Source organism: Desulfogranum mediterraneum DSM 13871, assembly GCF_000429965.1.
GTDB classification, from domain to species: Bacteria; Desulfobacterota; Desulfobulbia; order Desulfobulbales; family Desulfobulbaceae; genus Desulfogranum; species Desulfogranum mediterraneum.
Genome location: NZ_AUCW01000017.1, coordinates 1 through 24,407, shown reverse-complemented (window position 1 = coordinate 24,407; position 24,407 = coordinate 1). Strand labels below are relative to the sequence as shown.

15 protein-coding genes are annotated in these 24,407 nt (G+C 51.2%); 4 read left to right on the top strand and 11 right to left on the bottom strand.

Translation table 11 applies throughout. The features are described from left to right. Positions 1–369: 369 nt before the first annotated feature. The 8 genes from sufU to G494_RS0108730 all read right to left on the bottom strand — a co-directional run bounded on the left by sufU (position 370) and on the right by G494_RS0108730 (position 11,793). Entirely contained in the window at positions 370–843 is a 474-nt protein-coding gene (gene sufU, locus G494_RS0108780) for a Fe-S cluster assembly sulfur transfer protein SufU (protein WP_208597653.1), read from the bottom strand. Further along, on the bottom strand, positions 840–2,063 hold the full coding sequence (locus G494_RS0108775; RefSeq protein ID WP_028584234.1) for a cysteine desulfurase: 1,224 nt from the start codon (positions 2,061–2,063) through the stop codon (positions 840–842). Before G494_RS0108775 ends, sufU begins: the two co-directional genes overlap by 4 nt. Further along, the gene (gene sufD / locus G494_RS0108770; protein ID WP_028584233.1) at positions 2,060–3,418 is read right to left on the bottom strand and encodes a Fe-S cluster assembly protein SufD; all 1,359 of its coding nucleotides are present in this window, start codon (positions 3,416–3,418) and stop codon (positions 2,060–2,062) included. Before sufD ends, G494_RS0108775 begins: the two co-directional genes overlap by 4 nt. After that, positions 3,411–4,184, bottom strand: coding sequence for a Fe-S cluster assembly ATPase SufC (sufC, locus tag G494_RS0108765; protein ID WP_028584232.1), 774 nt, complete (start codon positions 4,182–4,184; stop codon positions 3,411–3,413). The genes sufD and sufC overlap by 8 nt, the downstream gene beginning before the upstream one ends. Positions 4,185–4,195: 11 nt before the next feature. After that, on the bottom strand, positions 4,196–5,611 hold the full coding sequence (sufB, locus tag G494_RS0108760; RefSeq protein ID WP_028584231.1) for a Fe-S cluster assembly protein SufB: 1,416 nt from the start codon (positions 5,609–5,611) through the stop codon (positions 4,196–4,198). 918 nt (positions 5,612–6,529) lie between these two features. Further along, positions 6,530–8,716: a response regulator gene (locus G494_RS25330; RefSeq protein ID WP_051305546.1), complete on the bottom strand. Its 2,187-nt coding sequence runs from the start codon at positions 8,714–8,716 to the stop codon at positions 6,530–6,532. A gap of 839 nt (positions 8,717–9,555) precedes the next feature. After that, on the bottom strand, positions 9,556–10,188 hold the full coding sequence (locus G494_RS26060; protein ID WP_153305813.1) for a PEP-CTERM sorting domain-containing protein: 633 nt from the start codon (positions 10,186–10,188) through the stop codon (positions 9,556–9,558). A 753-nt stretch (positions 10,189–10,941) separates the two neighbouring features. Next, positions 10,942–11,793, bottom strand: coding sequence for a DMT family transporter (locus tag G494_RS0108730; protein ID WP_028584229.1), 852 nt, complete (start codon positions 11,791–11,793; stop codon positions 10,942–10,944). A 296-nt stretch (positions 11,794–12,089) separates the two neighbouring features. Here G494_RS0108730 and G494_RS25325 point away from each other — a divergent pair, with 296 nt between their 5' ends. From G494_RS25325 to G494_RS0108715, 3 genes are all read left to right on the top strand, one after another. Then, on the top strand, positions 12,090–15,215 hold the full coding sequence (locus G494_RS25325) for an ATP-binding protein (protein ID WP_084456593.1): 3,126 nt from the start codon (positions 12,090–12,092) through the stop codon (positions 15,213–15,215). Continuing rightward, a complete protein-coding gene (locus G494_RS25320) occupies positions 15,208–17,220 on the top strand; it encodes an ATP-binding response regulator (protein WP_028584228.1) in 2,013 nt (670 codons plus the stop codon). The genes G494_RS25325 and G494_RS25320 overlap by 8 nt, the downstream gene beginning before the upstream one ends. A gap of 298 nt (positions 17,221–17,518) precedes the next feature. Beyond that, positions 17,519–18,244 carry a pseudouridine synthase gene (locus G494_RS0108715; RefSeq protein WP_051305544.1) on the top strand — a complete coding sequence of 242 codons (726 nt, stop codon included), beginning with the start codon at positions 17,519–17,521 and terminating at the stop codon, positions 18,242–18,244. Between the two features lie 442 nt (positions 18,245–18,686). Here G494_RS0108715 and G494_RS0108710 read toward each other — a convergent pair whose 3' ends face one another. Beyond that, the gene (locus G494_RS0108710; RefSeq protein WP_028584226.1) at positions 18,687–20,303 is read right to left on the bottom strand and encodes an ABC-F family ATP-binding cassette domain-containing protein; all 1,617 of its coding nucleotides are present in this window, start codon (positions 20,301–20,303) and stop codon (positions 18,687–18,689) included. Positions 20,304–20,992: 689 nt separating this feature from the next. Here G494_RS0108710 and G494_RS0108700 point away from each other — a divergent pair. Further along, complete coding sequence (locus G494_RS0108700; RefSeq protein WP_035245994.1) at positions 20,993–22,864, top strand: anthranilate synthase family protein; 1,872 nt, start codon at positions 20,993–20,995, stop codon at positions 22,862–22,864. A gap of 359 nt (positions 22,865–23,223) precedes the next feature. On the opposite strand, the gene G494_RS0108695 is transcribed toward G494_RS0108700, so the two are convergent. Together G494_RS0108695 and G494_RS27365 are read right to left on the bottom strand one after the other, a co-directional pair. Next, positions 23,224–23,634 carry a zinc ribbon domain-containing protein gene (locus G494_RS0108695; RefSeq protein ID WP_028584224.1) on the bottom strand — a complete coding sequence of 137 codons (411 nt, stop codon included), beginning with the start codon at positions 23,632–23,634 and terminating at the stop codon, positions 23,224–23,226. Positions 23,635–23,952: 318 nt separating this feature from the next. Continuing rightward, on the bottom strand, positions 23,953–24,192 hold the full coding sequence (locus G494_RS27365; RefSeq protein WP_208597652.1) for an NIPSNAP family protein: 240 nt from the start codon (positions 24,190–24,192) through the stop codon (positions 23,953–23,955). Positions 24,193–24,407: the final 215 nt, after the last annotated feature.

Below are 24,407 nucleotides of genomic sequence, written 5' to 3'. Positions count from 1 at the left end.
GACAACTTTTTAACCAGGCTGCCGAGGCCGAAGGAAGCCTATTTTTTGAGCAGGACATTCTGGCCAAATGGTGGCTGGTGACTGGTGGCTGGTGGCCGCAACGCTGGAGTTCGCAACGGATCTCAGGGGGCAGGCGCCGCTCTCTTTTGCCTTTTGAATCGAATCAGCCTGTTTCCGCTCAGTCAGGGCTGATCCAGAGGAGATCAGGTGGCATCAAGATGAACAGGTCGTGCTCGTAACTGCACACAAGATGATGGGGGGCTCGGAGTGGGCTTGGAGGAGCTGGCTTCAAGCCACCTGAGTTATTGAGGTAGAGTGGGCTCTATCCGGATCTGCCGGCGGATAAGCTGCGTGGGCCTTTCCTTCTCTTTATTCTGTCTTGGTCTGGCCTGTTTTTCCTTCCAGTGCCGCTTTCATGGTATGCCAAGCCAGGGAGGCGCATTTTGTCCTGACCGGAAATTGCCATATTCCTGAAAATACCTTGAGTTTTCCGAGGTGATGCGGTTCGCGATCAGGATCAAGTTGTTTCAGTAAGAGTCGACGAAACTCCTCAAACAGCTGCTCTGCGGCGGCGATATTTTTGCCCTTGAGCGCCTCGGTCATCAGCGAGGCGGAGGCCTTGAAAATAGCGCATCCCTCGCCCTCAAAGGAAATATCCTCAATCGTACTATTGCCTTGGCCTATTTTAAGATACACCTCGAGTCGGTCGCCGCAGAGTGGGTTGAAGCCCTGGTGGGAGCAGGTCTGCTCGTCCATCTTGCGGAAATTGCGTGGATTTTTATAGTGGTCCAAGATGACGGCCTGGTACAGCTCGGCCATCTCCTTGTTGCTCTCCACTTTCATAGAAAAAAACTCCTGGCCTCTTCTATGGCTGCGGCCAGCAGATCAACCTCCTGGAGAGAGTTGTACACGGAAAAAGAGGCCCTGGTGGTTGCAGGGAGTCCGAAAAAATCCAGTACCGGCTGGGCACAGTGATGCCCTGTTCGCACTGCTATGCCGCGCTGGTCCAGGAAGGTTCCCAGGTCATGGGGATGGATCTCCTCCAGGGAGAAGGCGCAAATGGCCGCTTTGCGGGCTGCTGTGCCAATGATGCGTAGGCCCGGAATCCTGGCAAGTTGCGCGCTGGCGTGGACGCGCAAAAGCTCCTCGTGTTCGCTGATCTGAGCAAAACCGATGGACTCGATATAGTCGATTGCCGCCCCAAGGCCGATGGCCTGGGCAATGGGAGGCGTTCCTGCCTCAAATTTATAGGGTAAGGCATTGTAGGTGGTCTTGGCAAAGGTGACCTGACTGATCATCTCCCCGCCTCCCTGATAGGGGGGCATCTGTTCAAGGAGGTTTTCTTTGCCATAGAGCACTCCGATACCGGTGGGGCCGAACATCTTGTGGCCGGAGAAGGCCAGGAAATCGCAGTCCAGTTCCTGCACGTCCACCTCCAGGTGAGCAATGGTCTGGGCAGCATCAAGGAGCACCACTGCTCCCATCCCATGGGCCTCTTCAATTATCTGCTCTACCGGGTTGATGGTGCCCAGAGCATTGGAGGTGTAGACCAGCGCCACCAGGCGCACCCTCTCTGTCAGGAGTTCCCTGAACCTGTCCAGGCGCAGCTGGCCTGATTCATCCATTGGAATGACCTTGAGCCTCAGGCCACGGCTCTGGCACACCAGTTGCCAAGGTACGATATTGGAGTGGTGTTCCATCTGTGAGACCAGGATTTCATCACCAGGCTTGAGAAGATGGCCGCCATAGGAACTGGCTGCAAGATTGATGGCCTCGGTGGTACCCCTGGTGAAGATGATCTCCTGCTCACTGCCTGCATTAATAAATCTGACGACCTTTTCTCGAGCCCCCTCGTATTTTTTGGTGGCAAGCACACTGAGATGATGCAGCCCCCGGTGGACATTTGCAGTTTCTGCGCGATAATGGTTGGTTATGGCCTCGATAACCTGCCTGGGCTTCATGGTGGTTGCGGCATTATCCAGGTAGGCCAGAGGGTGTCCGTGGACCTGGCAGCCAAGGTTTGGGAAGTCGGCCCGTATCCTGTTCAGCTCTGCTTCTTTCATCTCATGTTCCCCTCTTGGTTGGCAATGAAATGGGTGTTGATGACCTGCTCAAAGATGGAGGAGCAATACTCATCAATTTTTCCCCTCAACCATGGATCGGTCAGGTGGGTGAAGGCTTCAGCCATAAAGGCCTTGAGCAGTAGTTTTCGGGCCTGATTGGTGGGGATACCCCGTGAGCTAAGATAAAAGAGTTGTTCCTTGTCAAGGGTGCCGGTGGTAGCCCCGTGTTCACATCTGATGTCGCTGGCATCTATCTCCAGCCAAGGCATGGAGTTGGCTCGGGCGGCCTTGCCCAGGAGGATGTTTTTGTTCAGTTGTGAGGCCTCTGCCCCTTTCACCTGTTTATCCACCTTGATCCTGCCACGGAAGACGCCGCGTGATTTCCCTGCAAACAAGCCCTTGTAGAGCTGCATACTGAAGGTGTGTGAGGCCTGATGCTCGATCCTGCTGTAATTATCAACCTGTCCACTCCCGGCCAGTCCCGAGATTCCGCTGGTCTCCACTCTGGCATGGGGCTGTGTCAAGAGAATACTCAGGTTGTTTCTCGACATGCCGCTGCCGCCATTTATTACCAGGGTGCGGTATCTGGCCCTGCTCTTGAGGATGGCCTCGGTGTGGCTGATGGCATAGGTCTTTCCATGGCCCTGCCAGTATTGAACATGTTCGAGTTCTGCCCCCTCGCCCATGATGAGATGTTTGACGCAGTTATCTGTGCTGAAAAAATTGCCCGTCCAGATGGTTGTTTCCAGGAGAATGGCCTTTGATTCGCGGCCTGCCACGATAAAATTTCTAGGCGATGAAACCATTGCCCTTGAGGCCCTGGTGTAGAGGGAGATAATATGGATCGGTCTGTCCGCCTCAAACCCCTCCCTGATCTCCAGCCGGATTCCCCGCTGCATCATGGCCTGGTTGAGCAGGAGAAATGGATCTGCAGTTCTAAAGGATGCGTTCTTGACCAGGCCACTCTGTTCCTGTCCCTGGGAGGGCAGGGATGTCTTAACTTGGCTGAGCCTGATCCCGCCAGGCCACTGGGGCGAGCCGGATAACTCCTTGACCAAAAAACCGTTGACCATGATGATCGGTATGGTTGCATCTTCATCTCTTACCCTGGCCAGCAGTGCTCTGTCTGCGGCGCTCAGGCTGGTTAATGCCTGTCGGTCCGACTGATGCAGCCCCAACTGCTCTGTGGGGAACTTGTTGATATTGGTGAACCTCCACTCTTCATCCCTGGTGGTGGGAGCCGCGGTCAGCTTGAGGCGCTCACGGCCCTGTCGGCGCAACTCAGCCAGCCAGTCCCGGGGCTGAGCCTCGGCCATTTTCTGGGTGCTGAGATAATGAAGGAACCGGTCAATCATGGTCGTTTTCTTTCTCGTTTAAGCATTGATCGTAGCCCTTTTCTTCAAGCGCCAGCGCCAGCTCCCTGTCTCCTGATTGTACTATCCTGCCGGCCATGAGAATATGGACAAAGTCAGGTTCCACATAGTTGAGTAACCGTTGGTAATGGGTAATCAAGATGATCCCTTTTGCCGGACTGCGCATGGCGTTAATACCCTGGGAAACGGTCTTCAGGGCATCAATGTCCAGGCCGGAATCTGTCTCGTCAAGAATGATCAGATGCGGATCAAGAATGGCCATCTGCAGAATTTCATTTTTCTTTTTCTCCCCTCCGGAAAAGCCTTCATTGACCGGCCGGTTGATGAAGGAAGGGTCCATCTTGAGCTCTTGAAGCTTTTCCCTTACCATCTCCCGGAAGTCATAGGGGTCGACCAGTTCCCTGCCCTGGTGGAGAGCGATACTGTTGTAGGCCTCGCGCAGGAACACTTCATTGCTTACCCCGGGAATCTCGGTGGGATATTGAAAGCCGATAAATATCCCCTCCCGGGCCCTTTCAAAGGTCTCCAAGCTGGTTAAATCCAGCTGCTCGCCAGCAGGAGCGTAGAGCATCTCACCCCCGGTGACCGGAAAGGCAGGATGCCCGGCTATTACCTTGGCAAGGGTGCTTTTACCTGAACCATTCGGCCCCATGATCGCGTGAACCTCGCCGGGCCCTATCTCGAGATCAAGCCCTGAAAGGATGGTACGGCTGTCAATCTCTACGGTGAGACCCCTTATGCTGAGCATCTCTGGTCACCTCAGGCGATACTGTTTTCCAGTTTCATTTCAAGCAGCCTGACCGCCTCCACCGAAAATTCTAGGGGCAGGGTCTTGAATATTTCTTTGCAAAAGCCGTTGATGATCAGCGAGATACATTTTTCAGGATCAAGGCCTCTTGCCTGCAGGTAGAAGAGTTGATCTTCACCGATCCTGGAAATGGAGGCCTCATGCTCAACCACCCCGGAGTCATTTTGGACATCGATATAGGGAAAGGTGTTGGCCGAGCACGCATCCCCCACCAGCATGGAATCGCATCTGGAATAGTTTCTGGCATTATCGGCCCTGGGGCTGATCAATACCAGGCCGCGATAACTGTTGACGGCCAGGCCGGTGGATATCCCCTTGGAGATAATGGTGCTTTTGGTGTTTTTCCCCAGGTGGACCATTTTGGTGCCGGTATCTGCCTGCATCCTGTTGTTGGTGACGGCCACGGAATAGAAAGATCCTTCTGAATCGTCCCCGGCCAGAATGCAGCCCGGGTACTTCCAGGTAATGGCAGCGCCTGCCTCAACCTGGGTCCAGGATATTTTCGATCTGCGGCCCTGACACTTTCCCCGCTTGGTGACAAAATTATAGATCCCGCCATGACCGTCGGCATCACCGGCGTACCAGTTTTGTACGGTGGAGTATTTAATCTCGGCATCATCAAGGGCAATGAGCTCGACCACCGCTGCATGAAGCTGATTTTCATCCCTCTGCGGGGCAGTGCAGCCTTCAAGGTAACTGACATAACTCTCCTGGTCGGCAATGAGCAGGGTTCGTTCAAACTGGCCCGACTGTGCCGCGTTGATCCTGAAGTAGGTGGAGAGCTCAATGGGGCATCTGGTTTTTTTTGGGATGTAGCAGAAAGAGCCATCGGTAAATACGGCTGAATTGAGGGCTGCATAAAAATTATCAGCGGAGGGGACCACAGAGCCGAGATACCGTTGAACCAGGTCCGGGTGCTTTCTGATGGCCTCGGAGATGGAGCAGAAGATTACCCCGTGTGCGGCAAGTTCTTCCTGGTGGGTGGTGGTGATGGAGACGCTGTCGAAGATGGCGTCAATTGCCACCCCTGCAAGCCTTTTCTGTTCCTGGAGGGGAATGCCGAGGCGATCAAAGGTCTTGATGATTTCCTCATCAATCTCTCCCAGGCTCTGCTGTTGCGCTTTCCGCTTAGGGGCCGAGTAGTAATAGATGTTCTGATAATCTATGGGCGGAAAATCAAGGTGTTGCCACTCTGGGTGGGTCATCTCTTTCCAGCGGTCATATGCCTTGAGCCTGAATTCCAGCAGCCAGCCTGGCTCTCCTCTCTTCTTTGAGATGAGCTCTACAATCTCTTTATTCAGCCCCTTGGGAAAGTCCTCTGGTTCAACAGCAGTGCTGAAGCCGTATTTGTAATCTGTGTCTTTCACTTATCATGCCTCCGGCAACCGGTTTCCCTGGTTCCCCTAAAGGATGCTTGACCACGGAATTATCCTTCTGTTGCTATGTTAAACATCGCTTTTCTGAAGGGCTTGGCCTGGGGTCAAGGCTAAGGCCTGAATTTATCGTAAAGGTTGCAGGAACCGGAAGGACTGTTGGCTAAGAAATTCTGAGGCAATGGTCCTTCCGGTTCCTGCCCATGAAACAGTGGAGTATAGCAAAAGAGTAAGACCGAAATTCCAGCAAATCAAATCGATAGCACCTTACTCCTCCAGGGCGCACAGTTCTTGCCGGCCGACCGCTTGGTATCTGCGGCAGAGATTGGCTCATTGGAGATGTCGCCTTCACTGTCTGGGGTATAGCTTTGCCCTTTGCCGCTGCCATGGCCGACTGCTTGCCGGGTCCCAGCCATGGCCGCAGCTGCGAAGCTGACCATTAGCGCCTGGGAGCAAGACGCGGTTGAGCCTGATTATTGTACTGAGTCAAAAGAGGTTGGCGAGAGCCTGAAAATCCGTTGCGCTCAAACCGTTACCCCCTTAGAACTCCAGCAGCTGCTGGGTTTCGGGACAAAATGATGGGGGGCAATCTCGGAGGGAATTGGGCGGTTTTGTATTGTACCTGTTGTCTCTTCGCAGATTGAGGAGCTGGAGAATGTTTCAGCTTGTGAAGGCAACCGCCTTTGTCCCCCTGTTGTCTGGATCCAGGTGGTTGGTTGCGTTGAAGGCGAGTAATAAATATTAAGGATCTTAAACCTGCCTTTTCAGACATGAAAAGGAGCTGTTAAGGCTGAAAAAAGCTGTTTATCGTTATTTTTTGCTGTGAACTTAAATGGTTGATTTGGCCCGACCCTGTTTTAGCGTTTTGGACTTTAACCCTGTCTGTCTTTACTTGACCACGTCAGATGGTGGTCAACATCCCTTTTCCTTGCCGTCAAGGACCTCTCGAAGTTTACAGGAGAGCGCAGACACGGTAAACGGTTTTTGCAGGAAGCCGTTGCAACCTCGCTGTATAATCCTGGCTGCCTGCTGGTCGGCAGAGTAACCGCTCGACAGGATGATGGGTTTTTCAGGAAAGAGTGTACGGATCTGGTCAAATGTTTTCTCGCCATCCATATCCGGCATTATCAGGTCCAGGATTACAAGGTCAATATCGGTGCCACTCTTTTCCAAGATTGCAAGGGCCTCTCTGCCGCTTTTGGCTACGATGACGCGGTAGCCCAGTTTCGTCAATATGGAGCTCCCGACCTCCACAATAAGGTCTTCGTCGTCGACAAACAGTATGGTCTCGGTCCCTGTGAGTACTGTTGAGTCCATCTTCGGCTCATGAAGGGCAGTTTGTTGTTCCGATAAGGGTAAATAGATGTGAAAGGTTGTGCCGCGACCTAATTTACTATAGACCGTGATGATACCATTATGGTTTTTGATGATCCCATAGGCAGAGGATAGTCCAAGCCCGGTACCCCGGCCTTTTTCCTTGGTGGTAAAAAAAGGATTAAAAATGCGAGAGCATGTTGCCTCGTCCATGCCGATACCGTTGTCAGTGACCGAAATTTTAGCATACGGACCGGGTTGGGTCTCGTACGGTTTGCAGAAGTCCCGATCAAGTGCTACCTTTTCCGTCATCAAGTGGAGTTCTCCGCTTTCCTTGATCGCTTGCCATGCGTTAACATACAAATTCAATAGGACCTGCTCAATTTGATGTTGATCAACATCGGCTACGAGAGGTGATGGCGTGATATCCATTGTTACCGTCATCCCTTTTCTGGTGCGGCTGAACATGGTTGCACTGCTCTTGATAACCTTGTTCAGATCTCTTGGTTTGATATCATACTTTCCCCCCTTTGCTGTTCCCAGTAGCTGCGCAGTCAGAGCAGATGCCTTATGTACATGATTTTCGATGGCGTCTATATGTTCCAGGTGTGGATGAGAAGGGTCAATGGTCAAGGAAAGCAAGGAACAGTGTCCTTGGATTCCCATCAAGAGATTGTTGAAATCATGCGCTATGCCTCCGGCTAAAGTACCAATGGCTTCAAATTTTTGATTCTCGTTCATCCTTGTGAGCAGTTCTTCTTTCTCTTTTGCAGATTTCTTTTCATCTTCTATGTTGCTGAGTATGCCGCGAAGACTAATCAGCTTGCCATTATCTATCACCGGGCGATTTGATGCGCGTACCCAGTTAAGTTTACCCGAGCTGTCGATCATTCTGCATTCTATGGAACCACTATTTCCTTTTATAATCTGGGGGACCACATTTTCAGTTAAGGGGATATCTTCAGGATAGATATATTCCGTATACGCTCTGCCGATTAATTGTTCCGGGAGGTAGCCGAGAATAGAGGAAACAGCTGGGCTTATATAGAGTATTGTTCCTTTGCGATCAATGTGATAGATGGCATCGTTAATCTCTTCGGTGAGCTGACGGTATTTCTCCCGAGAAGCTTTCAACTCTTTAGTGCGTTCCTCGACAAGAATTTCCAGGCTGTTTTTGTGTCGCTCTAGTTCTTGAGATGTGCGCTCCTGTTTTTTGCGGGAACTGATGAGCTCCAAATGCGATGAACTCATTCGTTTTGCCAGCAGGTATATGGCGGACATGAACACTACCCCGGTGAGTCCTGCGAGTCGAAGGGGTCTTTCTGTTTGCATGAGCAGGGTAACCACAAGCGGCAGGCAACACGGGAGCATAAAACAGGTATAGGCCAACATTGAAGGGGCAAGAGCCATCAGTGCCCCTCCGGACATGCCCACAACTACGGCAATTAAAAAGAGGCGATGGATATCTGAGGAGCAGGCATAGAGTTGTATCGAGGCAAAGCCCCAGCTCATTCCCTGCAGAGCGATGAGAACGATGAGGATAAAAAAGACTGTTTGCGGAGCCATGCTCGAAAGGATCTTCTTTCTATCCAGGATAACAAAGAGTACCCGCATTGCTGAGACAGTGATTATCAGCCAGAGCCACAGCTGATGGGGGGATGGAATGGCGATAAAGGTGATGAGAGCAATGCACAGGTTAGAGATTGCAGCAATGTGAGTGGATTCCTGTAGCAGGCGAACCAATTCCAGGGTGCGTGCCCCTCTGTCTGTATCGTCGTGACTCATAAAGTTAGGTTTGTTCTCTATCGATGTTTGAGAGGATGGTGTTTTCAGTATAGTTAGAAAAATCGGCCAGTTAGGCTACTAGGTGTTACTTTGTGACTGCCCGTTATTATTGAAGTTTAATCTGGTGTTTCCTATGCTCCTCGAGGAGCCGGTGAACTGTACAGGTGAAAAGGGCTCTTCTGGATAACTTGTGGTTAAAGGTCGTCTTTTCAAACAGCTGAAAACAGCCAAGCCTGCTACGTGGGTATGCTTGGCAATCTGCCTGGCCTCTGTTGATAGGTGGCGGAAGCGGAGGGGCGCCAATTTTGGGCTTGGGTAAAGAAACTTTGATTTGATCATTAGGTCAAAGTTCCTGCAGCTCCGGCTAAACTAACCTGATATCGTTTGTTACGGGGTTGCAAGTCAGGGGGTGGCCCGCAGATTTACCGCAAGAGGATAAAAAGGTTGAACTCCTCAGGGGTTGGAACGTGCGTCGCAGCAGATTTGCTTCGCCAGGGCTTGCGGCGACAGTTCCTGAAGCTTATCACAGAACGTAGTATTGGAAACAGCGTTTTTTTCAGCCAAGCTATCACCGTGGGATGGATGGGGAAGGTGTCACTTATTTTTTAGGAGTCGTACCGGTATCCAAGGTGGTCAATTGAGTAGAGATGCGTTTTGTTCTGCACATGTTAAGGCATTAATGAGGCACTCCTTCCGCTTAGGGGCTTGTCCGAATGTACACGGCTGTCTCAGGGAGTTGCTTTTCTTGGGCAAAGAAAGAGAGGCTGACGATTCCCCTAAACAAAGGGTCGATCATTAATTAATGATCGACCCCTGTGGCTTTGTGTCTGATTTTCCTCTTATTTTTTCAGTTTGCGACGCATGACCCCGCAAAGTCCAGCTAGCCCTGATCCAAAGAGCAATGTTGTCGAAGGTTCGGGAACAGGAGAAGGATTGGCAGTGCCCTCAATCGTCAGTTGACTATAATCCAGGTACCACCAATCACCTGTACTGTAGGTGTCAATCCGCATGGTGTTTGCTCCATCAAATGCATTTGCGTAGGCTGTTAAGTCAAAAGACTGCTTCCAGGCAATATTAACATTGGGATCAGAATTCTCCCAGGTGTTGTCACCGTCCAGTAAGGTCCCTATGTACTGGCCATCCAGATAGAGTTTAGATACTCCCTTCCAGCCTTGGGCAAAAGTCATTAATTCCAACTCAACAGATGTGATGGATGACATTCCGGAAATATCATAACTATGAGAATATGTTTGATCTGACCAAAGTTTCGTGTCGGTTATCGTGCCTGTATCAGCTGGATTCCCCTGAACTATAGGTGCTTCAGGCCAAGTCGGTTGAGTGTAGCCATGGGTTAATCCTAAGCCGAATCCATCCTTGTCGCCATATAGATCTACAATCGTTAATGCACTCGCGGTACCAGATGCCATAATCAAACAAATAGCCATGCTGGCAACAATCTTTACTCGTTTCACAATAGACTCTCCGTGGTTGTAATTTTTTTTAGGTTAAAGGTCCTTGTTGGCTGTTGACAATCAGTCAGGTCGAAATTAAGCAATAAGTGTGCCTGTTGCGTTTTGGACGTGTTCCCAGCGTTTCCAGGCTTACAGGAGACATCTGGCACCCTCTATTTCCGGAATAAAGGACGATATTTCCTGTATTCCGTAATTGCGGAAGTTGATCCTGCTGCAAAAGAGGGGACACCCGTTAAGCAAGTATCAAATGGATTGGCAGGAGTGAGATATGAGTAGTCAGCGTAGAGAGTGTGATTCTGATTCAAATGAAATGCGGTCAGGTTGACAGAGGAACCAGGGCGCAGGCTGAAATTAGGCTTGGTCAGAAACCCAACGCATCTGAACCGTTTTGGTTGGAGTATGACCTCACCTTCAGGTTCAGAAGCTACAGGGATTTAAGCTAAAGGTTGTTACATCAAGAAGGCGGTTGGGAGATTCGGATGGATCCGATGTCTGACAGGGAAAAAAACGGAAGGTTCGGCAGGTAGTTGTTGCTTTGTGAGTAGCCGATTTTGTAGAGATTTAATCTGATATTTCCTGTGCTCCTCGATAATGGGTGAACTCTACAGGCGTAAAGGGGCTCTACTGGATAATCTGTAGGCAGAAGTCGTTCGTTCTGCCTGGCGAAAAATTCTCCAGCCACCTCCATGCCTTTGCGTACCAGCTGGCAGATGGCAAACAACTGATAGAGCCAAGCCCCCTACGTGGGTGTGCTTAGCCCCTCTTCACGGTGATCAATACTGCTGTCAGGATGACAGCTGCACCGATATAGCCGGCAAGGGTGAAATATTCGCCCAGAAAGATATAGGCTGCAACGGCAGCCACCACGGGTTCAACTGTGGCAACAATCGAGGAGGTGGTGGCATCCAGAAACTTGAGGCTCTTGTAGTAACAATAGTTGGCCACAAAGGTTGAAACTACCGACACCAGGAGAATGGCTATCCAGGCAAGCTGGCTTTTGGGGGCAAAGTCGACAAAGGGGAAGAGGGCTGCAGCCCCGATGGGCATGACATAGAGAAAGAGATTGGCCGAGCTGTATCTCGTTGAGAAGTATTTGCCGATGGTATAGTAGAGGGAGTAACAGAAGCCCGAGGCAAGTCCGGTGAAAATTGCCCAATAACTGAGGGAGACATCTGCGGCAGCATTGCCTCCGGATCGGGAGATGAGAAAAACCCCGGCAATGACCAGGCAGATGGAGAGGGCCTGGTTGCAGCTTGGCCTGTGACGGTGCAGGATATAGGCGCTTATCAGCACCCAGGCCGGAGCAGTGTATAACAGGATTGAGGCAAAGGCAGCCCCGCCTTCCTGTACTGTGAAGAGATAACAGAAGTAGAAGAGGGTGACCCCAAAGAGGGCAAACAGGACCAAGAGAGGTATATCCCGTAGATCAAGACGAAGCTCTCTCTGTACCATTGCCTGCCCGGCAAAGCATAGCCAGGCAATGACTGCCCGCCAAAAACCGACCTCCATTGGCGTGATCCCTTGCGAGAAAGCCAGATTGGAGAATATGCCGATGAAGCCCCAGCAGAGGGCGGCACTCAGTATAAACAAGTATCCTCTTAGCATAGAGGAGACTTATAGTAGCATGCCTGGTCCTGAGGCAAGGAAAATCAGGTGCGATTGAGGAAAGTTACCCTGTCTTCCGCTATTCAGCGCCTGGGTGAAACTGATTGCACTACAGGGGCTTTGGTGGAAAGCTGGCAAGAGCGTTGACATGTAAAATGTTGTATTATAGGGTCATTTTATATTTATATTTATATTTTGTTTTGCTGTTGCGGCCAAAGGGCGATGAAAACGAAATCTGACCCAGAGGGAACGCTCACCCTGCCGTGAAGCGATCTCCTGTCACTCCTGGAGTAAAGATGCATAACTTCATTCAATACTTCAGGGACCTCGTTATCTTGATTGACGGCATGTTCAGCAAGATACCGTTGCCCCTTACGGAAATATGGGGCGTGGTAGGATTTACGATAGGGAGTGCATTTGCAATCGCAGCCTTCGGAGGATTGCGTTTCAATGTCAGGGGGCGATGGGGTATTGCCCGCGAAGGCTATCGCCTTGATAATCGTTTTATCATCAGCATGGTGCTGACCTTTCTGTTGATGGCAGCCGGAAAGTATCTGGGCCACCATATCCTGCTGGTTCCCGGTGCCCAAAGTCTTGAATCACTCTTCGATCTTGCAGTCTTTCTCTGCGCCGTCCTCTTCGGGTACCCGGCTATTCTGACGATTCCCGCAGCCTACTTTCTCCTTGATGCCATCGGCGGCTTTCCCTTGAATGACCTGGTGTCGTGGATTCCCGGACATTTATTGATCGGCGGGTATCATTGGCTCGGTTATATCCTTATCGGCAGGGATCCCGACTTCTGTAAGGGGCGGACCTGGCGCCGCTATATCTTGTTTGTCCTGATTTTTCTGGCCTTTTATCCTGCTTGTTGGGGTTTCATCTGCGGGCCGTTTTCAGGGGTGTTTCCGGCGGATATCTCATACACCAGGATTACGCCGTCCATCTTCATGACCTTCATGCTTACCTGGTTGCTTGCCCCGTTTTTCATGTTGATCGCCTATCCCCTTGCCCGCAAGGTGGGACTTTTCTGGGCCGACATTGACAACCATGTCACGATACGGGAGAGAGGAAGCCGCGAAATCATCTGGCAAAGCGGACCGGACCGTCCTGCTCTGGTCGACAGTGAAGGGGCTGCAGGTTGGTCGGCGAGGTTTTTTTTCGGCGCTCCGGTTGTTCTCCTCGTGTTGGCGACCTTCGGGGCTGTCTCCTACATCACCTTGAATAGTGGTGAAGAGGCGGTTGCTCGGCTTGCGCTCAAGCTCCAGACCCTGGAAGCCTCCATTGTCACCCAGAGTCTGGATAGACTGGCTGCTGCTGGTAATCGTCCCGGTGGTGATCTCCCGCCAGAGGCGGTGGTGCAATCCATCCTGGAAGAGTGGCGGGCGATCTATCGCGAGGAGAACAGGCAGGTGTTCATCATCGATAGAAACGGGCATCCTCTGTTCGGTTCAGCTATACCTGCCGGTATTTCCGACCAAGACCTGCCTCTGGTAACACAGGAAGCGATGCAGGCTTTACACCACCAGGTACCTGACCTGCGACAACTCAAGGCTGCACTCTCCTATCGATTCGAGCTTGTTACTGCCACGCCTCTGACCAGGCAGAGCTGGTTAGCCAGGGTGGCGGCCTATCCTGGTCAGCCGGATTGGTTGATTGTGGTGCTCAACGAGAAAAGCTCTTTCATAGAGGGTATCTATAAGGGGGGCAGCCGCTCGGCGATGATCATCTCCATCCTGATTATCCTCGTCTTGTTATTGGTGATGGCGCTTTCCGAGGCACTGACCAAACCGCTGGCAAACTTATTCCTGGCTGCCAAGACCCTGGCTGACGGCAATCTCTTGCAGCCGATCTCCCCCAGCCGCATCACCGAGCTCAACCAACTGGGGAAGAGCTTTGCCGATATGGCCGAGCAGTTGGCCAGGCACCAGGGGCAGCTGGAAGAGCTTGTCTCCTCCAGAACCAATGATCTGCTCGATGCCAAGGAGAGAGCCGAAATCGCCAATCGGACCAAGAGTATCTTTCTGGCAAACATGTCCCACGAATTACGCACCCCGCTGAACGCCATCCTCGGCTTTTCCGAGATGATGGCAGCTGACCCCAATGCCACCGGCGGCCAACAGGAGAAGCTTGCCATCATCAACCGCAGCGGTGAGCACCTGCTGGCAATGATCAACGATGTACTGGAAATTTCCAAGATCGAGGCAGGGCGGGCCGAGCCGGAAGCAGAGGCCTTTGACCTGCCGCAGATGCTTAAGGATATCGGACGGATGTTTGAGCTGCGTGCCGGGAAGGCCCAGTTGAACTTCGAGCTCCAGCTCGATCCGCAGCTGGCTCAAACCGTCAAGGCCGACCTTGGCAGGCTGCGGCAGATCCTCATCAATCTGCTGGCCAATGCGGTGAGCTTCACCGGAAAAGGCGACATTGCCCTGCGTGCCCGCACCATACCGGTAGATGCCGATCCAGCCATGGTCCTCCTCCAGTTGGAGGTGGAGGACAGCGGTCCCGGCATCCCGGCGGGACAGTTGCAACGCATATTCGAGCCCTTTGTCCGACTCGGCAACTTTTCGACCTCAACCAATGGTACCGGGCTGGGGCTGGCCATCAGCCGGTCCTTGGCAGAAGTGATGGGCGGCGGGATCATGGTGGAAAGCACACCCGGCAAAGGCTCGCTGTTCAGCGTCGAACTGCCTCTGGCCCTGGCCAAGGCAGCAGAGGCCAGCCCTGCTGGGGCTGCCAGGCGGACCGTGGTGGGGCTGGCAGCCGGCCATACCGCGTGGCGCATCCTGGTGGTGGAGGACATCCCGGAGAACCGCTTGCTGTTGAGCAGCTTGCTTCTCCAGGCGGGTTTCGAGATACGGGAGGCGGAAAACGGCGAGCAGGGGGTCGCTCTGTTCGAGCAGTGGCAGCCCCACTTCATCTGGATGGATATGCGCATGCCGGTGATGGACGGCTACCGGGCCACGGCAAAGATTCGCCAACTTCCCGGCGGGGATAGGGTGAAGATCGTCGCCATCACTGCCAGTGCCTTCAGGGAACAGCGGAAGAGCATTCTGGAGGCCGGCTGTAATGAGGTGGTGCGCAAGCCGTTCCAGGCCCATGAGATCTTTGACTGCCTGGAGCAGCAGCTGGGTGTCTGTTACCGCTATGCTGAACAGGGCGCGGAAAAAGGGGAAGAGGAGGAGAGGGCGCCAATAGAGAGCGCGGCCTTGGGGAAGCTGCCTGTTGATCTTTTAAGGCGCCTTTCCGGCTCAGCCAGGGAGCTGGACATAGAAGCCGTCATGGATCAAATCGACGAGGTGGCCGCCCATGATCCTGAACTGGCTGTTATTCTCGGCAGGTATGTGAAGAGATTTGAGCTTAACCTTGTGTATAGGGTCCTGAATGATTTTTGCGAAGATCAGGGGAAGGTGAAGAATGACTGAGAACAGCGGGAGGCCACACTATACAGGCGATATACTGGCGCTTGACGACATACCTGCCAATCTGCAACTGTTAACCGACATACTCACTCGTGCCGGCTATAAGGTCCGCCCCACCAAAAAACCGCACATGGCCATTGAGGCTGCTCAAGCCCGGCCACCGGACCTGATCCTGCTTGACGTGAAAATGCCTGAAATGGATGGCTTTGAGGTCTGCAGGCGCTTGAAGGAGGACCAGCGTACCAGGGAGATACCCATTATCTTTGTTACTGCTCTCCAGCGTATAGACGATAGAATCAGGGGATTTGAGGCGGGGGGCGTCGACTTTATCACAAAACCCTATCAGGAAGCGGAGATCCTGGCACGGATAAAAACACATATGGAGTTGCGCGGCATACAGAAGCATTTAGAGCGTCTTGTCTCTGAGCGCACCGCTGAACTTCAAGAGGCCCTTGAGGCCATGGGAAAGAGTGAGGCCAGGTACAAGAGCCTTTTCGATGACGCCTCGGATATGATCCATATCATTGGCCAGGATGGAGTGATTATCGATGCTAATCCCATTGAGCTCCAGACCCTGGGCTATTCGAGAGAGGAATACATCGGCACGCATTTCCTTGAGATCGTTCATCCTGATAATCGGGAAAAAACAGCCGCCGCCCTCCGGCAGGTGATGTCCGGAAAAACCGTCAATAATCATGAAGCCATTCTTGTCGCCAAGGACGGCTCCCTCGTATATGTTGAAGTCAACGCCGTTCCCCAGGTCGAGCAAGGTAGGATTCTCTCTTCACGGGGAATCATGCGAGATATCACGGAGCGCAAGAGGGAGGAAGAGAAGAGGGTGAAGCTCGAAGAGCAGCTCCGCCAGACCCAGAGATTGGAGGCCATCGGCACCTTGGCAGGCGGGATCGCCCATGATTTTAATAATCTCCTCTCGCCCATCCTTGGCTATAGCGAAATGGTGCAGCAGGAACAGCCTCAAGAGAGCAGGGACTGGCAAAGGCTACAGCTGGTCATCAACGCCGGTTACCGGGCTAAAGATCTCGTCCAGCAGGTCCTGACCTTCAGCCGTGTGGGCGAATATCAGCGCCAACCCATCAGCGTCCATCATATTCTCAAGGAAGCGTTGAAGTTGCTCCGGGCATCCATCCCTGCAACCGTCAAATTCAGCCTTGATATAAAAGACGTATCCTCCGTGGTGTACGCTGATCCCACCCAGATTCATCAGCTCATCGTGAACCTCTGCACCAATGCCGCCCAAGCCATGCAGGAGTCAGGCGGCATTTTAGGGATCTCCTCGACCGCTGTGGAGGTAGCTCAGGACGATGGACAAGTTGCTGGGCTGGCATTGACCCCCGGTCGGTATCTGCGGCTGGAGGTTAGCGATACCGGTTATGGAATGGATCGGCCAACCTTGGAGCGAATCTTTGAGCCCTACTTTACCACCAGGAAGAATGGGAAGGGAACAGGGTTAGGCTTGGCGATAGTGCATGGTATCGTCAAAAGCCATGGCGGCCATATCACGGTCCACAGTGAACCTGGTGAGGGGACCACCTTCCAGGTCTACCTGCCCCGGGTATGTTCTGAAGATATTGAAGCTGCCGCTCCCGGGTCTGAAAAGAAAAAAGCGCTGCCGCAAGGGAATGAACGATTGTTAGTGGTGGATGACGAAAAACTTGTTGCCGAACTGTATAAAGAAACCCTTCAAGAGCTGGGATATACGGTCACCGCCATGAGTGACAGCAAAAAAGCCCTTGCAGCCTATCAATCCTCGCCAGATGATTTTGATCTCGTTCTCACAGACCAGACCATGCCTGATTTGACAGGGGCCGAGTTGGCAGCTGAAATAGTAAACATCAGACCAGGGACTCCTGTTATCCTCTGCTCCGGTTATAGTGGTAAGGATTCCGAAAATAGGGTTAAAGAGCTTGGCATCAGCAGCTTCCTGGTGAAGCCGGTGAGCAGTAAAGTTCTCGCGACCACAATTCGAAAAATTTTGGATAAGAGCTAAACAGGCAAAATGAGACCAGAGGAGATATGGTGACTGCTGCCTCTCCGATCCATGGCTTGCGATACCCTGTGGGCTGTCGCCTGTTTCGTGCCTGTGGGTAGCAGGGCAGGATCAGGAGCTTAACCCCGCCGTTTTAGCGGTGAAAAAGAGCTGTTAAGGCTGAAGAGGGGCGAGCTCTTGGTATTTTTTTTATATGAATGGAGATGGTTGGCTTGGTCTGACCCCGATTGACAACGAAAGCAGACCGTCAGGTGCTTCCCCTGGAAGGAGTTTGACTGGCTGAGTATTAACAGCCACTGTGGCCATTTTGGTCGATTTTTTTATCTGGATAAGGATCTATATGAGATTGCAGAAATATTTATCTGAAGTTGGTTTTTGTTCGAGGCGGGATGCAGAAGAGCTCATCAGTGCCGGGAAAATCCTTATTGATGGCGTAGTTGCCACCCTGGGCGATAAGGTTACAGGGCAAGAGGCGATTGTCATAGCTGGAAAAGAGCTGGAAGCCAAAGAGCTCCCTCCACGCAAGGTCCTGGCCTTTTTTAAACCCAGTGGGGTGGAATCTACCTTGACCTCCTGTGGTGATATAAAGACCTTGCTCGATTTTGATTTTGGCCCGGATCGTGTCTTTCCGATCGGTTACTTGGATAAAGAGTCTCGTGGCTTGTTGCTTCTCACCAATGATGGCGATTTAGGCAACCGACTCAGTCAGCCAAGCCGTGGTGATGAACACGAGTATCTGCTGGTGGCGGGAAATGATATCTCTTCAGCCTTAATCGCCAAACTGTCCCAGTCGATAATGGTAATGCATAAGACGCTCCTCCCCAGTGAAGTCGAAGATCTTGGTGGAAGGCGATTTCAAATCGTCTTGAATAACGGGAAAGTTAAAAAGATCCGCAAGGCCTGTGATGAAGCAGGCGTAGAGATCCGTGATCTCCTGCGGCTGAGAGTCGGTGATATCGAGCTTGAAGGTCTGGAAGAGGGGGCGTGGCGTGCTTTAACTGAGCAAGAGCTCAAGAAACTGTAATAGCAGCCGTTTCAGCTGACTCCCTATCCCCCTTTTTTATCCTGGGGATGATTGCTGCTTCTACCTGGACTGCGTGCAGGAGTATGGCCACGACACAGGCTGGTCTGGCCATGCCTATCTGTTGAGAGCGGTTCTGAGGAAGGTTCGGGGGCTCATTATCCTTGAGGGCACCTTGAATCTTTGAACAGGCGACGTTACCTCCCAGGCCCCTTGTACGCAGTATAGGGAGGTCAGCTGTGAAGCCCTTTTCAGAAATCCGGATATAGCCAATAATTCAAGGGTACCTTGAAAAATGAGATTTTTCGATCAAGGTCAAGGCGTACGATAAATTTTACCGTAGGTATGTATTTGATATTCCTAGGATAAAATTTTGAGCGCAACGCCGAGATTGGAAGAAAAAGCTTTTTTTCAAGGTGGCCTCAAGCTAACCTCTTCCTGGCCATTACCCTGTCTGTTCCTGGTAATAGTCGTAATCCCCTTCGTAGATGCGCATTTCTCCGTGGTCGATCTCAAAAACCCTGTTGACCAGGGAACCGAGGAAATGACGGTCATGGCTGACCAGGAGGACGGTACCTTTAAACTGCTGCAATGCCTCGAGCAGCACCCCTCGTGAGAGGATATCCAAATGGTTGGTGGGCTCATCGAGCACCAAAAAATTGAGAGGTCTGGCCAGCAGCTTGGCCAAAACGACCCGGCTTTTCTCTCCACCGGAAAGATTGGCAATGCGCTTGTCGACATCATCGCCCTGAAATAAAAAGGCAGCACAGAGATTACGGATAACGCCGATATTTTCCAGTGGCAATGCCTCCTGCACCGCCTCGAACACGGTATGCTTGGGATTGAGGATATCCATGGCGTGTTGGCTGAAGTAGCCTGTGGTAACGCCTGCACCCATAACCACCTCCCCTGAGGTTGCTCCGGTCCGGCCACTGATCACCTTCAGCAAGGTGGACTTACCTGCTCCGTTTATACCGACCAGGGCTATTTTTTCCAACCGCCTGACAGTGCAGCTCAGCCCGCTGAAAACCGGTTTTCTCTCACCGGCCGGGGTCAGCCATTCTTTGCTCAAGGCTTTAAGGTGTAAGACGTCCTCACCGCTTCGAGGAGGGTCGGGAAAATGAAATTTCATCACCTTCTGTTCAGGCGGCAGTTTTATCCGCTGGATTTTTTCAAGTTTTTTGATGCGCGACTGCACCTGGGCAGCATGGGAGACTCTGGCCGCGAACTTGGCAATAAAATCCTCTTCTTTGGCAAGCATCTCCTGCTGACGACGGAAACTCGCTATCAGTTGTTCCCTGCGCACCTCCCGCTCACAGATGTAAAAATCATAGTCACCGCTATAGGTCGTTGCCTGACCGTTGGCGATCTCGATGATACGAGAAACGATACGGTTCATGAAGGCCCGATCATGGCAGGTCATGAGCAGGGCGCCCTTGTAGTCGCTGCTCAGCCACTCTTCCAGCCAGAGAATGGACTCTATGTCAAGATGGTTGGTTGGTTCGTCGAGGAGGAGGACATCCGGGTTGATGGTGAGAATCTTGGCCAGGGCAATCCGCATTTTCCAGCCACCGCTGTAGGTTTCCACCGGCTGGGAAAAATCTTCTTCAGCAAATCCCAATCCGCTCAGGACGGCTTTGGCACGAGCATCTAGATCATAGCCGCCGCGATGTTCAAACATCTCGGTGATCACGCCATATCGCTCAAGGAGATCCGCTAAGGCGTCATCATCCATGGGCTCACTCATCTGAGCTTCCATCTCACCCATTTGCCGGCCCAGGGCGACAACCTCTCCGGCGGCAGACATCACCTCTTCAAGTACGCTACGACCGGACATTTCTCCGACATCCTGGGAAAAATAGCCGATGACGGTTTTTTTGGCGCAGGAAATCGTACCTTTGTCCGGCTCTTCTTCACCGGTGATCAGACGGAATATGGAGGTTTTACCGGCTCCGTTGGGTCCGACCAGTCCGGTTCTGGTCTGGGGAAGAATCTGCAGGCTGGCGTCGCTGAACAGAATCTGGGAACCATGCTGCTTGTAAATGGTATTGAGGTGTATCATGAGGTAGCAACGTCTTGAGGGAAAGAGGGGAAAAGAAGGGTAAGAAAGAGGCGTCGCGGCAATGGCTGCCCCCTTTGAACAACTCAAACGATCGCCCATAAAAATACGGGAATCTGGCTGTTTACCTAAAAATCAGCTAAGTTTAAAGGAAAAAAACATCTCTGCTCATCAAGATATCCCTTCAAGTCCGAAGAAACATCGGCCAGGCTACCGTTCCGAGCACCCTGGAGCAGCAGCCAGCCATAGCTGCCCTGTTCCCAAAGATCCAGCGCGCTCTGCCTGCTGGCAGTCATGGCCGCCATGGTCTTGTTCGATGGCGTCGGGGGTTGCTGTCGCTCATGGCTTGATTTGGTCTGACCCCGGTTTAGGTTTCGGAACTAACATATTGACAATGTCAGGTATTTCTATCACTATTAACGCAACACTATTTTTATCAGGAAGCGTACACGGAGAACCATGCATACAACAACCTTCATGCCAAATCTCAGCTGGTCCAGCATTAACTGGCGCAGCTGGCAAGGATATGGTGATGGGAGTTGGCACTAAAAGAGTTCTTTATAGTTAACTGATATAAAAAGCCCTTGCAGATCGACTTCAGGTCTGCAAGGGCTTTCTTTGTTTTATCGGTAGTAGATGGCCTACAGATCCTGAGTTTGCTTGCAAAAAAAAACAGCAACAGGAGAACCGCAATGAACCAACTACTCCCGCAACTTTATGCCGGAAACACTCCATTCTGTATCATTCAGAAGCAGGATAGCGAAGACGTTCTTGTACTTACGGGTGAGGCCGCCCGGTATCGTAATATCCATGATATCCCAAGAAAAACAGGCTCGACTGGTGGAGAGTGTCATTATGACACAATCAGTGTCATTCCTTTCTGCCAAATAAGGGAACGGGGCTATACAGTTCGTGATGCAGGTGAGGATATCCTGACTATTCAGGTAGTTTCCCAGTATGAGTTTGATGCCGATCAGTTTACCCGGCTCCTACCATCTGAGCATATTTGCCTGCAGGAAGATCTCAGTTATGATTCCACCGAGGAGGAATATAGATCGATTATCAGAAATATAGTCGAAAATGAGATTGGCAACGGCGAAGGGGCAAACTTTGTAGTGCCGCGCAACGCTGAAGGTCGCATTGATGATTTTTCTGTGGCTCGAGCATTGACCATCTTTAAGTCATTACTGGAAAATGATTACGGTACCTATTGGAAGTTCATCTACTACGATACCACGCGCTTTTTTATCGGCTCAACTCCTGAACGGCATCTTTTGGTACAGTGCGGCAGAGTCAAGATGAATCCCATCAGCGGTACATTCAGAAAAGATCGCAACTGGGGGCGTCGAAAGGATTTCAAGATGGATCTGCTCCAGTTTCTTACCGACCAGAAAGAAATTAACGAACTCTTCATGGTGGTGGATGAAGAACTGAAAATGATGGCCAAGATGTGTGATCGGGGCGGTGCCATTGTTGGGCCATTATTAAAAGAGATGTCACAGCTTATCCATTCAGAGTACCTGCTGTCAGGTGAGAGCGATAAGGATATCTTTGAGCTATTTACCGACTCGATGTTTGCCGCAACGGTTGTGGGCAGCCCTGTGGAAAATGCCTGTAATGTAATCGCTAAATATTCCGACAGATCAAGAAGATATTACGGCAGCGCCATGATGCTGGTGGGCCGGGATGAGCAGGGGCGTGATTTTCTTGATTCGCCCATCACCATAAGGACCGCAGAGGTAGACCTGGCTGGAAAAATACATGTGAGTGTCGGGGCGACCCTGGTGAAAGATTCTGTACCGGAAGAAGAGCTACTGGAGACCAGGGCAAAGGGCGCAGCAATTCTCTCAAGCATTGTGGCAAGCGAACAGCGGGAGGTTCAAGCACCGCTCCTTCCCCGTCTGTATAATGATGATGAGATCATCGAAACCATGGTGCAGCGCAACCAGAACCTCTCAAACTTCTGGTTTTTCAAGCAGGAGACCAGTGAAATTGCAAACAGCTCAAGGCAGCTGAGGATCACCCTCATTCACAACCAAGATGATTTTGTCTATATGCTGAGCCATATGTTTTCCTGTATGGGGATCAGGACGAGTATCGTACGTTACAATCAATATGATATCGAACGGGACACCAGTGATATAACCCTTCTTGGCCCAGGCCCTGGTAACCCCAATGAGCATAAGGTCGAAAAAATAGCCACAAATAATAAAATTGCAGCCAGGCTTTTGGAACGGAAAAGAAAATCTATCTTTATCTGCCTTGGTCACCAGATACTCTGTCGTACCCTCGGTTTTGATGTCATACGGAAGGCGCAACCACTGCAGGGTTCACAGGTAAAGATCGATCTCTTCGGCAGGGAGGAACTGGTAGGATTCTACAACACCTTTGCCCCTATGGTATCCCATACCCCTGCCAATTTGGAAATATCTTCAATCAAGGAGCTCAATGAGATTGTCGCAATCAGAGGAAATCATTTTGCTGGATTTCAGTTTCATCCAGAATCATTGCTGACAAAAAATGGGTATACCATCCTGCAAGATACAGTGATGAATCTATTGTGAGATATGCGGAGGAGAGCGTGTTGAGAGGCTGTTGAAAAACACCATTTAGGCAAAGCCGACACCCGTATCTCCTGGGAAATTCAGCGAAATTCCCGAAATTCCGGGGGCACGATACCCATCTTTCTCTAATGGAAATGGAGCAAAGGGGCTGACATGCTCAGGGTAGATGGGAGATGAACCAGTTAAGGGGAGGAACCTTCGGTATAGACAAGATCAATCGAAAGACTGAAGGACATGGGGAACCGTATGAGTCGAGAGGTTCAGGAGCGAAACCGTGAGAGCCTGAGGGGGGAGTTCCTCGGGCGAATCGGCCATGCTGGGTGGTGTGGGGACTGGGGAGGATTCCTCCGGTCATCCGATTAGAACATCTCCATTAATTTCGCTACACTTCTGACGAGCTGTCCATGTCCTTCGTGAACATAGATTCCTATTTGCGCAATCAGCGAGTAGGCCAGGGCAAACTGCGCTAACGCGAAGCCAGCAATTGTGAACTGGCTAACACTGACTACACCGATACCGAATTGCGACAAAGTGAAGATGCCACAGGCAAATTGACCGATGGCAAATATCCCCTTGGCCGGCACCGGACACCTGTTCGGTCTGTATTTGAATGAGATGTGAATCCAGGGCAGGCCACCGAGTGTTGCTTTAGATTTGTATTCGAATCCCCATCCATCCCATTTCTCTTTGGCGGGAAACGGTGCTCCGCACTGTGGGCATGCCATGGCCTGTTCAGATATCTTATGTTGGCACTCTCGACAAGGTTTCATATTTCTCCTGCTCTAACTTGATGCTCATCGGTTTATCCGGTGCTCATCTTGTTAGCTTAATCTGGTATTGACCGGTTTGCCAAGGGTCGTCTTTTCGGCCTGATAATTGATAGTGCGACCTTGTAATTTCAATTACTTGCATGCCGTGACCAGTGCCTAACATATTTGATGTCATGTACTTGGCTTGGTCCGAGCCTCTTTTGTCCGATTAACTTGAAGCGTTGGTAGAATACTCAAACCTTCAATATGGTAAATATTAACTGCGGAATCAACCAGCGAAATTCAGCGATTCAGCGTTTAATAGTTGCTTAATTATTATTATTCAAATATTGGTTTCATGAAACTTCTTTCATAACGTATTATACATTTTGTTTCATCTGCATATTCAAAAGCCTTTTTGCAATCAGTATCCACCCACATCTTCTCTCTGTATTCTTCATAAGTCAGCAGTTCCCGCTTTGGCCGCAAAGCCTTAAATAGCGTAGTATGCCAAGCGGCAATTTCGTAAACTTTTAGGCGATATCTAATTGAATTTATGTAAAAAATAATTGCAACCAAGAATGGTTTCTTCTTGACATCCCTGAGAGGGGTGGTCGCGTTTTTTTCTGTAAGAACAAATAATTACAGGAGAACGTACCATGGCCTCACTCGGAAGACTGCTTAATAGACAACGCAAATCCAACGCAACCTATCGTCGAATCAAAATGCGCAACCATCTCAACGCAGATGCCCTCTATGCACGAGTACGTGAGGATTTTGACAAGGTGCCCGAT

What these genes read in the sequence shown, in the direction of transcription:
- sufU (WP_208597653.1), bottom strand. Translation starts at nt 843, where the DNA reads ATGAAAGTGGAGAGCAACAAGGAGATGGCCGAGCTGTACCAGGCCGTC.
- G494_RS0108775 (WP_028584234.1), bottom strand. Translation starts at nt 2,063, where the DNA reads ATGAAAGAAGCAGAGCTGAACAGGATACGGGCCGACTTCCCAAACCTT.
- sufD (WP_028584233.1), bottom strand. Translation starts at nt 3,418, where the DNA reads ATGATTGACCGGTTCCTTCATTATCTCAGCACCCAGAAAATGGCCGAG.
- sufC (WP_028584232.1), bottom strand. Translation starts at nt 4,184, where the DNA reads ATGCTCAGCATAAGGGGTCTCACCGTAGAGATTGACAGCCGTACCATC.
- G494_RS25330 (WP_051305546.1), bottom strand. Translation starts at nt 8,716, where the DNA reads ATGAGTCACGACGATACAGACAGAGGGGCACGCACCCTGGAATTGGTT.
- G494_RS0108730 (WP_028584229.1), bottom strand. Translation starts at nt 11,793, where the DNA reads ATGCTAAGAGGATACTTGTTTATACTGAGTGCCGCCCTCTGCTGGGGC.
- G494_RS25325 (WP_084456593.1), top strand. Translation starts at nt 12,090, where the DNA reads ATGCATAACTTCATTCAATACTTCAGGGACCTCGTTATCTTGATTGAC.
- G494_RS25320 (WP_028584228.1), top strand. Translation starts at nt 15,208, where the DNA reads ATGACTGAGAACAGCGGGAGGCCACACTATACAGGCGATATACTGGCG.
- G494_RS0108710 (WP_028584226.1), bottom strand. Translation starts at nt 20,303, where the DNA reads ATGATACACCTCAATACCATTTACAAGCAGCATGGTTCCCAGATTCTG.
- G494_RS0108700 (WP_035245994.1), top strand. Translation starts at nt 20,993, where the DNA reads ATGAACCAACTACTCCCGCAACTTTATGCCGGAAACACTCCATTCTGT.
- G494_RS0108695 (WP_028584224.1), bottom strand. Translation starts at nt 23,634, where the DNA reads ATGAAACCTTGTCGAGAGTGCCAACATAAGATATCTGAACAGGCCATG.